Source organism: Solemya velesiana gill symbiont, assembly GCF_002020805.1.
Lineage (GTDB): Bacteria > Pseudomonadota > Gammaproteobacteria > Chromatiales > Chromatiaceae > Sedimenticola_A.
The window spans coordinates 1-13,055 of sequence record NZ_MPRJ01000071.1 but is presented as its reverse complement, the minus strand read 5'-3'; the positions used below and the strand labels follow the sequence as shown (position 1 = coordinate 13,055).

Here is a 13,055-nt window from a genome sequence, read left to right as displayed (position 1 = left end):
CCACAAGAGGCTATCGATCACCGAATGAATTATTTATGGGGCGGCAAGTAGATTTGCTTGCTGCGTAATTGAATTGCAGTTATTACTTGAAACCGCCTCATATTATTTCCAAAAAAAACCAACCAAAAATAAGGCGCCTTCACCCCCTTCAACTGTTATAAACTTTCCTGGTTTTTCAGACATTTCGAGTTATTTTTTAAGCTGGTATTTTCTAACTGCTGCATTGTGCTCTGACAGCGTTGTGGAAAACTTGTGTCCACCGTCACTGGTTGCGACGAAATAGAGGCTCTTGCCCTTGGCAGGATGCAGTGCCGCCTTGATGGCATCTGCCCCCGGCAGGGAAATCGGGGTCGGCGTGAGTCCCTTGTGGACATAGGTATTGTATGGGGTGTCCTGTCTCAGATCACGACGCCTGATGTTGCCATCGAAGGACTCGCCCATACCGTAGATCACCGTCGGATCGGTCTGCAGTTTCATGCCCTTGTTCAACCGCCGCACGAAAACACCGGCAATCTCGGGACGTTCACTGGCCAGCCCGGTCTCTTTCTCAATGATGGAAGCCAGGATCAAGGCTTCGTAAGGCGTTTTCAGGGGCAGGTTCTTTTCGCGTCCATCCCACTCCCGATGCAAGGTCTGCTGCATCGCATTGTAGGCCCGTTTCAAAAACTCCATATCCGTCGTGCCACGCGAAAAATGGTAGGTATCAGGCAGAAATCTCCCCTCCGGGTGCTCACCCTCGTGGCCCAGGCGTTTCATGATTTCCTCATCCGACAAGCCTTCCAGGGTATGTTTCATCTCCCCGTTTTTCTGAATGGCTGCCAGCATCTGGCGAAAGGACCAACCCTCGACAATCGTCATCGAGTAGTGAGTCACCTTGCCGGAGACGAACAGTGCGAGCAGGCCGCGCGGCGTGGTGCCCTTTGGAATCCGGTATTCACCGGCCTTTATCTTGGCCGAGTTTTCATCAAGCCTGGCCATGACCCTCAAATAAAGGGCACTGCTGAGCCACTTCTTCTGCTCGAATTCACTGGCCAGCCCCTTGAGGGATGTTCCCGGTAGCAGGCTGTAGACCACACCCTCCTCGGGAAGATTCAATGGGGCATCGGAAAACTGCCGGTAATCCATCATCAACCAGGCCGCGATAAAACTGACGGCGATGACTATAGCGCCAATAAGTCGGTGCAACATCCTATCTATACGTCGTTCAAATTTAAAAAGAGAACCCCTGTTCCATGACAGAGTTTACTAGTTCACCGTTGATTGAAGAGATATCCAATTTACGACCTTCAACTTCTTTTACAGGCCAGATTCCGATAACGGAGTTGGTGAGGAACAACCCTTGTGCATTCCTCAGCATGTCCAGAGTTATATCCCTTATTTCAATCGGTATGTTGAGCTGGGAAGCCATTTCGATGACCTTGCCCTGCATGACGCCTGCAACACCGCAATTGGTGAGGTCAGGGGTTACCAGTCGATCATCAGAGACCATGAAAAGGTTGCTCATGGTACCCTCAATCACCCGGTCATCTCCATCCAACATCAAGCCTTCTGCTATCTCGGGATCGTGCCATTCTGCACGTGCCATCACCTGTGGTAACCGGTTCAGATGTTTAATGCCGGCCAGGGAGGGTGTAGAGGCAAGCCTGGCCGAGCAGATACGCACCCGAACACCATCGGTATGCCAGTTTTCCGCGCGTTGCGGCCAGGGGGTACTGTAGATGACCCGTCGGGGGGTAACAGGATCTGGAGGCATGTAACCCCTCCCCCCCTCACCCCGGGTAACCAGAATCTTGACCACGCAGCGTTCAGCGTCTTCGGCAACACGCCTGCACTCATCCAACAGCGTGTCCTGGTCAGGACCAGGAATGCCGAGCCGCCTGCAGCTCTCATCCAGGCGGGACATGTGTCGGTTCCAGAGACAGGGATCGCCGTCTATAACGCTTACGGTCTCGAACAGACCGTCGCCATAGTGAAGCCCCCTGTCCAGGGCTGAGATTCGATTTTCCGGATTGCCGTCGATCAGCACGAAGAGAGACCTGTTCCACTCAGACTATGCGGCAAGATATAAAAAAAGGCGGGATATGTCCCGCCTTTTTTATGTACGGTATGCCGCGGGTGCAGGGATGCACAGGAGCGGCGATGTACAGAAATGCACAGGAACGCGTCAGTCGGTTACTCGTTTGAATACAAGCGAACCGTTGGTTCCCCCAAATCCGAAGGAGTTGGAGATAGCCACATCGATCTGCATCTCCCTGGCCGTGTTCGGCACGTAGTCCAGATCACACTCCGGATCCTGGTTCTCCAGGTTAATGGTTGGCGGCGCCATCTGGTCCCGAATGGCAAGCGCAGTGAATACGGCTTCCGCACCACCGGCGGCACCCAGCATGTGACCGGTCATGGACTTGGTGGAGCTCACGCACAGCTTGTATGCGTGATCACCGAAGGCGCGTTTCACACCCTGGGTCTCAGCAATGTCACCGGCTGGCGTGGAGGTACCGTGGGCATTGATGTAATGGACTTCATCCTTGTTGACTCCGCCATCATTCAGTGCGATCTCCATGCACTCACAGGCACCTTCACCATTCTCCGAAGGAGAAGTCATGTGATAGGCATCGGAGTTCATGCCGACACCGGCGATCTCCGCATAGATCTTGGCACCACGGGCCTTGGCACGTTCATACTCTTCCAGAACCATGACACCCGCACCGTCACTGAGTACGAAACCGTCGCGGTCACGGTCCCATGGACGGCTGGCAGCCTGGGGATCATCGTTGCGGGTTGAAAGCGCACGTGCTGCGGCAAATCCGCCCAGGCCAACAGGTGAAGTGGCCATCTCGGCACCACCTGCAATCATCACGTCGATATAACCGTGGCGAATCATGCGAACCGCTTCACCGATATTATGGGTACCGGAACTGCATGCGGAGACGATAGAGTAGTTCGGACCCTTCAGACCGTACTTGATCGAGAGATTGCCTGCGACCATGTTGACGATGTTGGCGGGCACGAAGAAGGGAGAGATCTTGCGAGGCCCCTTCTCAAGGTAGGTGTGGTAGCTGTTCTCGATACCGGTAATACCGCCGATACCTGAACCAATTGCGATACCCATCCTGCGGCAGTTCTCTTCGGTGACTTCCAGGCCGGCATCCTCGATCGCCTGACAGCCCGCGGCCAAGCCGTAATGGATGAACTTATCCATTTTCCGGGCATCTTTTTTCGGGATGTACTGGGTGATATCGAAGTCATAGATCGGACCACCGAAATGGGTGGTAAAAGGCTCGATATCAAAATGGGTGATCGGCTGGATACCACTCTTGCCGGCAACGATGTTGTCCCATGCCTCTTTCACGGTATGACCCACAGGCGCGACCATGCCGAGCCCGGTCACTACGACCCTTCTTTCAGTCATGTAGAACCTTCCCTCTTCTTGGGATCAGATAAAGCGAAAGGCCGCAATCCGCCTGGTACAGTGGTTTGCGGCCTTGCTTGAATCAGTTAAAAAGATCAGCTGCTGTGGGCGTTAACGTAGTCAACGGCCTGCTGAACAGTGGTGATCTTCTCTGCTTCTTCATCAGGAATTTCGGTTTCGAATTCTTCTTCGAGAGCCATGACCAGCTCAACGGTGTCCAGAGAGTCGGCACCCAGGTCATCGACGAAAGAGGCTTCCAGGGTTACCTCGTCTTCGGTAACTCCAAGCTGCTCAACAACAATTTTCTTTACTCGTTCTTCAACAGAGCTCATCTTCTTTCTTTCCTCCGGATTGAGATATGGCTTCCTATGGAAGCCGCTGGGCTATTGTATTAACAAACCCACAAAGTTAAAAGTAAATTACGCCTACTGCCCACAGGAACCAATGAAAGTCTTTTTTCAACATTTTCAGCAAGTTGCAAGCATAACCAAATAAATCACTTTACTAAAGGACTCAGCCTTTAGCCCATAAACATCCCACCGTTGACGTGAATCGTCTCGCCGGTGATGTAATCGGCGTTGCTTGAAGCAAGAAATACAACCGCATTTGCGATCTCTTCGGGTTGTCCAAGGCGAGCCAGAGGGATGCTTCCAAGCAGGGCGTTACGCTGCTCTTCGGAGAGTTCCTTGGTCATATCGGTATCGATGAAACCGGGTGCAACAGCATTAACCGTGATGCCGCGGGATCCCACTTCACGTGCCAGCGACTTGGTAAACCCGATCATACCCGCCTTGGCAGCGGAATAGTTGGTCTGGCCGTGGTTGCCCGTGGAGCCAACCACAGAAGCGATATTGATGATCCGACCCTTGCGCGCCTTCATCATGTCACGCAGGCAGGCCTTTGAGAGACGGTAAATGGAGGTGAGGTTGGTCTCCATGATGTCATCCCACTCATCATCCTTCATCCGCATCAGCAGATTGTCACGGGTGATGCCTGCATTGTTCACCAATACACTGGGCGCACTACCGAACTCAGCCTTGATGGTCTTCATCACTTCGTCCACCGACGCCTGGTCAGTGACATTCAGTTTCAGGCCCTTGCCCTTGATGTTCTGTGCGCTGAAACGGTCGGAGATCGCGTCCGCCCCGGAATCGGAGGTGGCCGTGCCGATTACGATTGCGCCCTGGGCACCAAGTCCGAGGGCGATCGCCTGGCCGATACCGCGGCTGGCGCCAGTTACTAGGACGATTTCATTTTCCAGCATCATGGTCTCCAATGCTCCCGATATTCTGTTTCTTTATCGACTCAGTACTTGACCAGTACTGAACCCCAGGTAAAACCACCGCCGAATGCTTCCATCAGCAGGGTTTCACCCCGTTTAATCTTGCCTTCACGAACGGCCACATCAAAAGCCAGCGGCACAGAGGCGGCGGAGGTATTGCCGTGTTCATGCACGGTCACCACCACGTTATCCATGGACATGCGCAGCTTGCGGGCCGTTGCCTTGATGATTCGAATATTGGCCTGATGGGGAATCAGCCAATCGATATCTGTCTTTTGGAGATTGTTCTTCTCCAGGGTCTCATCGACGATGCGACCAAGGGTATTCACCGCCATCTTGAATACCTCGTTGCCGCGCATCTCCACAAATGCGGCGTTGTCACGGACCTTGTCGTATCCGTTGGAGACACCGTCAGCCACCTGCAGGAGCGAGGCATAGTCACCATCAGCATGGAGGTGGGTTGAGAGGATGCCGGGCTCCTCGCTGGCCTCCAGGACCACCGCACCGGCCCCGTCACCAAACAGCACACAGGTAGTGCGGTCTTCCCAGTTGAGGAGACGCGAAAAGGTTTCGGCGCCGATAACCAGCGCGCATTTGGCGCTGCCGGCCTTGATGAAGTTATCCGCCACGCCCATGGCGTAGACAAAACCGGTACATACGGCCTGTACGTCAAAAGCGGCACACCCGTGGATGCCCAGTCTGCTCTGCAGCAGACATGCGGTACTGGGGAAAACCTGGTCCGGCGTTGTGGTGGCCAGAACGATCAGGTCGATATGTTCAGGACTTTTACCCGCCGCTTCAATGGCTCTGCGGGCTGCCTGCTCTGCCAGGTCGCATGTGGTCTCACCGTCCACGGCGATATGACGTTTCTCGATACCTGTTCTTTCACGAATCCACTCGTCCGACGTATCGACGATCTTCTCAAGATCGTGATTGGTTACAACGTTTTCCGGAAGATATCCGCCGGTACCGATAATGCGGGAATAGATCACGCGCTGGCCCTTTTTTCTAGTTGTGCTTCCACGCCGTGGGCAATTCTTTCAGGAACATTGGTGTGTACGGCCTTTTTGGCAATACTTATAGCGTTTTCGAACGCCAGCACATCTGCACCACCATGACTCTTGATCACGATGCCTCGAAGGCCAAGCAGGCTGGCACCGTTGTAACGTCGTGGATCGATTTTTTTACGGAAACTGTTGATCACCGGCATGGCAAAAAGTGCCGCCAGCTTGGTGAGTATGTTTTGCTTGAAACCGGTCCTGAGAAAGTGACTGACCATCTTGGCCACACCTTCAGCGCTCTTCAGTGCAATATTACCGACAAACCCGTCGGCTACGACCACATCGACACCGCCCTTGTAGACGTCATCACCCTCGACATAGCCGATATAGTTCAACGAACTACCACTGAGCAGATCGTGGGCGCCCTTGACCTGTTCATTGCCCTTGATCTCCTCCTGACCGATATTGAGCAGACCGATACAGGGCTCTGGTATCTCATCATCGATTGAGGCAACCAGCTCACTGCCCATGACTGCAAACTGGAACAGGTGTTCTGCAGTGCAATCAACGTTTGCACCAAGATCCAGCACCCAAGTATGACCTTCGATGGAGGGAATGGCAGTTGCGATGGCCGGCCGATCCACGTTAGGCAGCATTTTGAGCACGAAACGGGCGGTTGCCATCAGCGCCCCGGTATTACCGGCACTGACACAGGCATTGGCCTCCCCTTGCTTGACCAGGTCGATGGCCACCCGCATGGAGGAGTCTTTCTTGCCGCGCAGGGCTTTCGAGGGCAGTTCATCCATTGCCACCTCCTGGGAGGCGTGATGGATGCGCAGGCGCGGGTTATCTGCACCACCAAGATGTTGCCTGATCACCTCTTCGTTGCCGACAAGGATCAGATCAACTTCAGCGTCGCGTTTCAGAAAATCCAAAGCAGCCGGAACGACCACCTCGGCTCCGTGATCTCCCCCCATTGCATCCAGGGCTATAGTGATTTTATCAGGCATTAAAATCACCCTCCCATGTCAGTGGAGAAATTTCCGGCGCAACAACGCACGACCGCCCCAAAAGGGACGGCCATGCAGAGAAATGCTTTCTACAGCCCACGATAAAGGGTTTTTATTCGCCTTTACCGCTGGCCACTTTGCGGCCACGGTAGAAACCATCGGGAGTTACGTGGTGACGCAGATGGGTCTCACCGGAAGTGGGATCGATAGAAAGTGTTTCACCCTTCAGCGAATCATGCGAACGACGCATGCCGCGACGTGAAGGGGTTTTTTTGTTCTGCTGGACCGCCATGGTTCTAGCTCCTGGTTAACCTAATATTCAATTCTCAGAATCTGTCTTCGTCTTCAGCCCGGCCAGTACCGCAAACGGGTTCTCGGCCTGCTCAGTCACGCTTTCCTGTTGTTCAGCCGGTGGTGCTTCGTCAGCGTGAGACACCTCTGCCCTGCACTCGTTCGGCTCATGCATCGGGACCTGGGGAATGGCGAGGATCAACTCCTCCTCAACCAGGTCCAGCAACCGGACAAGACCCTCTTCCACCTGGACCGGTTCGACATCCTCGGGCAGGCGTTCGGCCTCCTCCGGTACTTCGATCACTCCCAGGTTGAGAATCGCATCCACTGCCAGCTGCATGCTTTCGAGACAACGTTGACACTCGAGCGTCATTGTTGACTTCACAAATCCCTTGATACGGCTGCGCCGCTTGTCGTCTCTTTCGAACCTCAGTTCGAACTCTGCATCTCCCTCGACACTTTCCAGCATCGAGGCCAGACGCGTCAAATCAGCCAGTTCTACATGCCCTGAAAACTGTTTTTTCAGGGCGGCGGAATGCCACGGATCCACAAATTCAGGTAAGCGTGACGACATAAGCGCGCAATGATATTACGAGACGCCTGAAACGTCAAAAAAAATGGAGCCCTTTCACGGGCTTAGAGGGAAAACCCGGGATCTGGTCATTCCGGGGGTGGAATTGCCTCCATCCCCCGGGGAAAACCAGCTATAGAACCCTTCAGGGACCGACCACTGCCAGCAGCACACCGGCTGCCACTGCAGAACCGATCACACCGGCCACGTTGGGGCCCATGGCGTGCATCAGAAGGAAGTTGTGATGGTTCGACTCCAGGCCGACTTTATTGACTACGCGAGCCGCCATGGGGACCGCCGAAACGCCTGCGGCACCGATCAGGGGATTGACCTTGCCACCCGAGAGCCTGTGCATCGCCTTACCCATCAGTACACCGGTGGCGGTGCCGATACAGAAAGCGACGGCGCCCAGGCCCAGAATACCCAGGGTCTCGATAGTCAGGAACTTGTCGGCTGAGAGCTTGGAGCCCACTGCCAGTCCCAAGAAGATGGTGACGATATTGATGATCTCGTTCTGGGCCGCACGGCTCAGACGATCCACAACACCCACCTCTTTCAGTATGTTGCCGAACATCAGCATACCGATCAGGGGGGCTGCCGAGGGCAGAAACATGATACAGAGTATCAGCACGCTGAAGGGAAACAGGATCTTCTCCAGCTTGCTTACAGGACGCAGCTGGGACATCACCACCTGGCGCTCCTTCTCCGTGGTCAGCAGTTTCATGATCGGCGGCTGGATGATCGGTACCAGGGCCATGTAGGAGTATGCCGCCACGGCGATGGCACCCAGCAGATCCGGAGCCAGCCTGGAGGCCAGAAAGATCGCCGTCGGACCGTCCGCACCACCGATAATCGCAATCGCCGAGGCATCAGCCAGGGTGTACTCGATACCGGGAACCATGTTGAGAGCCAGGGCGCCCAACAGGGTAGCGAAAATACCGAATTGCGCAGCCGCACCCAGGAACAGGGTCTTTGGCATTGCGATGAGGGCACTGAAGTCGGTCAGCGCTCCCACGCCCATGAAGATGAGCAGCGGGAAAATGCCGGTTTCGATGCCCACGGTGTAGACATAACCGAGCAGGCCCTCCGGACCGCCAATGCCGGCCACCGGAATGTTACTGAGAATGGCACCGAAACCGATGGGCAGCAGGAGCAGCGGCTCGAACTTCTTGGAAACCGCCAAGTAGATGAGCGTCGCACCCACCAGCATCATCAGGAGCTGGCCCCAAGCCATGTTGGCAATCCCCATGGATTGCCAGAGCGTTTCTAATCCTTCCATGCGATCAGCCCAGCATCAGCAGGGTTTCACCGACCTGAACGGCATCGCCCTCTTTTACGGTGATCGAGGAGACAGTACCACCATGAGGCGCCCTCACTTCGGTCTCCATCTTCATCGCTTCCATGATCACGATGACATCGCCCTTGTTCACGGCCCGGCCTTCAGCGACCTTGATCTTGAACACGTTACCGGCCAGGGGCGCGGGTACGGGCTCAACTTCGCCGCAAGGTGCGGGCACAGTTGCGGGTGCTGCCTCAGATGCTTCAGCCACAGGAGTGACATGCTGAATATCGCCACCGGCTGAGACTACGACATTGTAGGACTTGCCGTTGACGCTTACGGTGTAGGCTTCCAGGCCACCGGCTGAGGCTGCCGCAGGTGCGGCTGCAGCGGGCGCAGGCTCCGGCTCAGTGCCAGGCGCGGGTTCAAACGCATCGGGATTGCCGCGGTTCTCGAGAAACTTCAAACCGATCTGGGGGAACAGTGCGTAGATCAGTACATCCTCTTCCACATTGTCTGCCAGCGTAATTCCCTTCTCCTTGGCCAGGGACTCCAGCTCCGCGGTCAGCTTATCCATCTCGTCTTCGATCTGATCAGCTGGGCGACAGGTGACCGGCTCGCCGCCTTCCAGAACCTTGGCCTGCAGCTCTTTATTCACGGGTGCAGGCGCAGCACCGTATTCGCCCTTGAGGACACCGGCAGTCTCCTTGGTGATGTTCTTGTAGCGCTCACCCATCAGTACGTTGATCACCGCCTGTGTGCCGACGATCTGGGAAGTGGGCGTTACCAGCGGTATGTAACCGAGGTCTTCGCGCACGCGGGGAATCTCTTCCAGTACCGCGTCCATCTTGTCGGATGCGTTCTGCTCCCTGAGCTGATTCTCCATGTTGGTGAGCATGCCACCAGGTACCTGGGCCACCAGGATACGTGAGTCGACACCCCTGAGGGCACCTTCGAACTTAGCGTACTTCTTACGCACGTCACGGAAGTAGGCGGCGATCTCTTCCAGCTGAATAAGATCAAGGCCGGTATCGCGGTCGGTATCCTGCATGATCGCGACCAGCGACTCGGTGGCCGAATGGCTGTAAGTCATGGCCATCGACGAGGCAACGGTGTCGATCATGTCGACCCCAGCCTCAGAGGCCTTGGTCAGGGTAGTGGTGCTCATGCCGGTAGTGGCGTGGCTGTGCAGGGCCAGGGGGATGCTGATGGTCTCTTTCAAACGGCTGACCAGTTCGTAGGCCACATAGGGCTTGAGCAGTCCGGCCATATCCTTGATGCAGATGGAGTGGCTGCCCATATCCTCCAAGCGCTTGGCCATATCTACCCAGTAATCGATATTGTGAACAGGGCTGACAGTGTATGACATGGCACCCTGGGCATGCTTGCCTACTTCCACCGTAGCCTTGATGGCGGTTTCGAAGTTCCGCAGGTCGTTCATGGCGTCGAAGATGCGGAATACATCCATGCCATTTTCAGCGGCACGGAAAACAAAACGCTTAACCACGTCATCGGCATAGTGGCGATACCCCAGAATATTCTGGGCACGGAACAGCATCTGCTGACGGGTGTTCGGCATAGCTGCCTTCAGCTGGCGCAGGCGCTCCCAGGGATCTTCTCCCAGGTAACGGATGCAGGAGTCGAAGGTGGCACCACCCCAGGTCTCCAGGGACCAGAAGCCCATCTGGTCGAGTTTGGAGGCGATGGGCAGCATATCTTCGATACGCATGCGGGTCGCCAGCAGGGACTGGTGTCCGTCGCGCAGTACGAGTTCAGTAATACCGAGTGGTTTGAGATCGCTCATATGTTCGCTTTCTTAGTTGTTTTGCGCTGATGGCGCGGAAATCCTGATGGTTGCGTTGTCTCCGTAACGACCAGGTCTTATTTTGATCTGTAACGGCTTATGGCCGCCGAGATCACTGCGATGAGATCTTCGTCTTCGCTGGCTGCCTTGGGTGTTGCAGCCGGAGTTACGGAAGTCTCGTGAGAGGCATCACCCTCGATGGCTTTCGCCAGCCAGGACATGCCGTTCATGGCTATGACCAACAGGGTCAGGAAGATGAAAACACTCCCCATACCGAGGAGCATGAGGTTGGCACCTTCCACAAGAAGGTAAGATATAGGCATACAGTCTATCTCCTGGCCCGTCGCATTGGTTGATTTGCAAAAAATTTATACGGCGATAAAACGGGGTTTTGCTCCGGGCAGCTTTTTCTATGGGATATGTAGGGCTCTTGTCAAGTTGTGGCAGAACAGCAATTTACATAACTTATTGTAAAGATTAGTGTATTGCATCAACGGATACTTTGTATTTGATTATTCAATGCTTTTGGAGGGAGATTCCCGATTTCTTTTGGATAAGCGTCCTTTTTGCTTTTCGTTGTTTTGAACCCCGATTTAAAGTGACCCGTCATCTGGAATTGTTCGCCGGCTTTCAACCCTTTCCTGTTAGAATCACCCGCCTTGGATACTAATAACTATATAGTGTAAAACACAGACAAAGATGACCGATAGAGTACCTCAACTTGTATTAGGCTCTACATCCCCCTTTCGCAAGGCCCTGCTGGAAAAACTGGGGCTGGCGTTTTCCATTGCCTCTCCTGATATCGATGAGACAAGCAGTGCGGGGGAAACACCCCAGGACCTGGTTACGCGCCTGGCCGAAGAGAAAGCCCGTGCCGTTGCCGCCGATCATCCCGACAGCCTCGTCATCGGTTCGGACCAAGTGGCCTGCAACGAAGGACACATCCAGGGAAAACCGGGTGACCGTGACAATGCCATCAGGCAGTTGGAGGCCGCTTCCGGGAAAATCGTTATCTTTTACACCGGTCTTTGCCTCCTCAACACCGGCACCGGAAACAGCCAGGTGGTCTGTGAGCCGTTCCACGTGCATTTCAGAGCGCTGACAAGAGATCAGATCGAGCGCTACCTGGACGCCGAGGAGCCCTACAATTGTCCCGGCAGTTTCAAGTCTGAAGCGCTTGGTATTTCGCTGTTCAAGCGACTCGAGGGTGACGATCCAAACGCCCTGATCGGTCTTCCCCTTATCAGGCTGATTGAGTTCCTCGGAAACGAGGGCGTACAGGTTCCCTGACTCCGATGCCGAGTACCGCCCTAAAAAAAAGTATTGATCGCCAGCGCAAAGCACTGGAAGAAATGGTTGCGCCTGTCATCAAATCCATTGCCCAAGACTGCAGCAACGCCTGGCCGGAAAGAGAGGCGCTCAACCAGGCCCTCGAATCCCATGTCCAGGATTTGCCCTACGTTGCCTACCTCTACGTGCTGGGCACCGATGGCATTCAAATCTGCGACAACGTGAACAAGAACGGTCGTTTCATTGAACACTTCGGCCGTGACCGTTCCAAGCGACCCTACCTCAAGGAGGTGTTGCCCGCGGTGGATTACTGGCTGTCTGAAGCCTACATCAGCCTGCTCTCCAACAGGCCCAGCATCACGGCCATTCAATTGATACGGAAAAACGGGAAAGTCATTGGCTATCTTGGGGCCGATTTCGACCTGCGGGATCTTCCATTGACCCAGGAGCTTTACGAGGAACCGGGACAGTGGCGCCAGATCAAGGGGGATCCGGCAATCAGAGGCCTGCTGTTTCAGCAGACTCGCGCCAAGAGTGTTCTGGACAAGCACATCGACGAGGCGATATCGATCCTCACCGAGCTCTACGCGCAGCGGGGTGTATTCCACGGCAAGCTGCTCTTCTCCAGCAGCCGGGCAACATTGTGGTTGGTCGAGGACCCGTACACTTATCGAATATTAGAGATGGAGGAGTTGATCGATCCGGATATCTGCTTCGCCTACCCCATGCGCCCCTACCCGGAGAAGGCGGTGGTGCCCCAGAACAGGATCAGGGAGATATTCGAAGGTTTCAAAAAGCTGCGCTTTGCGGACGAAACGATCTATCTGCGATCCGGTTCTCTCAACATATTTAATGGCCTGGTGGCGCTGAACTTCTCATGCGATGGCTCCCACTATCTGCGTTGGGATGAATTCCTCAACCCTGATCACCCGTTCTGGGCTGGCAATATCGACTCCACCAGCAGGCCGGCCACTGATTGAAACCCTCTGAGATAGTTTCTTCGAGCCTTTGCCTTGAGATCGCGAATTCAATTTCCAAGTGCAACTCGACAGATTTGGTTAGAGGGTAAGCTGCGGTAGCATAGGTAGCTTCTCTCACCGACCAAAGTTTGAGGAGCA

General features: G+C 54.8%; 14 protein-coding genes. 2 read left to right on the top strand and 12 right to left on the bottom strand.

Going from position 1 to position 13,055, the window contains the following annotated elements; translation table 11 throughout:
* Positions 1-189: 189 nt before the first annotated feature.
* From mltG to BOW53_RS10110, 12 genes are all read right to left on the bottom strand, one after another.
* Positions 190-1,188, bottom strand: a complete 999-nt coding sequence (gene mltG, locus BOW53_RS10165; protein ID WP_078487878.1) for an endolytic transglycosylase MltG — start codon at positions 1,186-1,188, stop codon at positions 190-192.
* A 22-nt stretch (positions 1,189-1,210) separates the two neighbouring features.
* Positions 1,211-2,026 carry an aminodeoxychorismate lyase gene (gene pabC, locus BOW53_RS10160; protein ID WP_078487877.1) on the bottom strand — a complete coding sequence of 272 codons (816 nt, stop codon included), beginning with the start codon at positions 2,024-2,026 and terminating at the stop codon, positions 1,211-1,213.
* A 138-nt stretch (positions 2,027-2,164) separates the two neighbouring features.
* The gene (gene fabF, locus BOW53_RS10155; RefSeq protein ID WP_078487876.1) at positions 2,165-3,409 is read right to left on the bottom strand and encodes a beta-ketoacyl-ACP synthase II; all 1,245 of its coding nucleotides are present in this window, start codon (positions 3,407-3,409) and stop codon (positions 2,165-2,167) included.
* A 95-nt stretch (positions 3,410-3,504) separates the two neighbouring features.
* On the bottom strand, positions 3,505-3,741 hold the full coding sequence (gene acpP / locus BOW53_RS10150; RefSeq protein ID WP_078487875.1) for an acyl carrier protein: 237 nt from the start codon (positions 3,739-3,741) through the stop codon (positions 3,505-3,507).
* Positions 3,742-3,929: 188 nt separating this feature from the next.
* Positions 3,930-4,676 (bottom strand): 3-oxoacyl-ACP reductase FabG, encoded by a 747-nt coding sequence (gene fabG, locus BOW53_RS10145; RefSeq protein WP_078487879.1) that lies wholly within the window; start codon positions 4,674-4,676, stop codon positions 3,930-3,932.
* A 38-nt stretch (positions 4,677-4,714) separates the two neighbouring features.
* The gene (locus BOW53_RS10140) at positions 4,715-5,683 is read right to left on the bottom strand and encodes a beta-ketoacyl-ACP synthase III (RefSeq protein ID WP_078487874.1); all 969 of its coding nucleotides are present in this window, start codon (positions 5,681-5,683) and stop codon (positions 4,715-4,717) included.
* Positions 5,680-6,702: a phosphate acyltransferase PlsX gene (gene plsX, locus BOW53_RS10135; protein ID WP_078487873.1), complete on the bottom strand. Its 1,023-nt coding sequence runs from the start codon at positions 6,700-6,702 to the stop codon at positions 5,680-5,682. Before plsX ends, BOW53_RS10140 begins: the two co-directional genes overlap by 4 nt.
* 112 nt (positions 6,703-6,814) lie before the next feature.
* On the bottom strand, positions 6,815-6,994 hold the full coding sequence (gene rpmF / locus BOW53_RS10130) for a 50S ribosomal protein L32 (protein WP_078487872.1): 180 nt from the start codon (positions 6,992-6,994) through the stop codon (positions 6,815-6,817).
* A gap of 27 nt (positions 6,995-7,021) precedes the next feature.
* Entirely contained in the window at positions 7,022-7,480 is a 459-nt protein-coding gene (locus BOW53_RS10125; protein WP_172838860.1) for a YceD family protein, read from the bottom strand.
* Between the two features lie 229 nt (positions 7,481-7,709).
* Complete coding sequence (locus BOW53_RS10120; RefSeq protein ID WP_078487870.1) at positions 7,710-8,843, bottom strand: sodium ion-translocating decarboxylase subunit beta; 1,134 nt, start codon at positions 8,841-8,843, stop codon at positions 7,710-7,712.
* A gap of 4 nt (positions 8,844-8,847) precedes the next feature.
* Positions 8,848-10,647 carry a sodium-extruding oxaloacetate decarboxylase subunit alpha gene (oadA, locus tag BOW53_RS10115; protein WP_078487869.1) on the bottom strand — a complete coding sequence of 600 codons (1,800 nt, stop codon included), beginning with the start codon at positions 10,645-10,647 and terminating at the stop codon, positions 8,848-8,850.
* A gap of 77 nt (positions 10,648-10,724) precedes the next feature.
* Positions 10,725-10,970, bottom strand: a complete 246-nt coding sequence (locus BOW53_RS10110; protein ID WP_078487868.1) for an OadG family protein — start codon at positions 10,968-10,970, stop codon at positions 10,725-10,727.
* 376 nt (positions 10,971-11,346) lie between these two features.
* Here BOW53_RS10110 and BOW53_RS10105 point away from each other — a divergent pair, with 376 nt between their 5' ends.
* Together BOW53_RS10105 and BOW53_RS10100 are read left to right on the top strand one after the other, a co-directional pair.
* Positions 11,347-11,937 (top strand): Maf family protein, encoded by a 591-nt coding sequence (locus tag BOW53_RS10105; protein ID WP_078487867.1) that lies wholly within the window; start codon positions 11,347-11,349, stop codon positions 11,935-11,937.
* 5 nt (positions 11,938-11,942) lie between these two features.
* A complete protein-coding gene (locus BOW53_RS10100) occupies positions 11,943-12,917 on the top strand; it encodes a PDC sensor domain-containing protein (RefSeq protein ID WP_078487866.1) in 975 nt (324 codons plus the stop codon).
* The last annotated feature ends 138 nt before the right edge of the window (positions 12,918-13,055 follow it).

Coding starts and splice junctions, on each gene's coding strand:
- acpP (WP_078487875.1), bottom strand. CDS start 3,741: ATGAGCTCTGTTGAAGAACGAGTAAAGAAAATTGTTGTTGAGCAGCTT.
- mltG (WP_078487878.1), bottom strand. CDS start 1,188: ATGTTGCACCGACTTATTGGCGCTATAGTCATCGCCGTCAGTTTTATC.
- fabG (WP_078487879.1), bottom strand. CDS start 4,676: ATGATGCTGGAAAATGAAATCGTCCTAGTAACTGGCGCCAGCCGCGGT.
- BOW53_RS10110 (WP_078487868.1), bottom strand. CDS start 10,970: ATGCCTATATCTTACCTTCTTGTGGAAGGTGCCAACCTCATGCTCCTC.
- fabF (WP_078487876.1), bottom strand. CDS start 3,409: ATGACTGAAAGAAGGGTCGTAGTGACCGGGCTCGGCATGGTCGCGCCT.
- rpmF (WP_078487872.1), bottom strand. CDS start 6,994: ATGGCGGTCCAGCAGAACAAAAAAACCCCTTCACGTCGCGGCATGCGT.
- oadA (WP_078487869.1), bottom strand. CDS start 10,647: ATGAGCGATCTCAAACCACTCGGTATTACTGAACTCGTACTGCGCGAC.
- BOW53_RS10120 (WP_078487870.1), bottom strand. CDS start 8,843: ATGGAAGGATTAGAAACGCTCTGGCAATCCATGGGGATTGCCAACATG.
- plsX (WP_078487873.1), bottom strand. CDS start 6,702: ATGCCTGATAAAATCACTATAGCCCTGGATGCAATGGGGGGAGATCAC.
- BOW53_RS10105 (WP_078487867.1), top strand. CDS start 11,347: ATGACCGATAGAGTACCTCAACTTGTATTAGGCTCTACATCCCCCTTT.
- BOW53_RS10100 (WP_078487866.1), top strand. CDS start 11,943: ATGCCGAGTACCGCCCTAAAAAAAAGTATTGATCGCCAGCGCAAAGCA.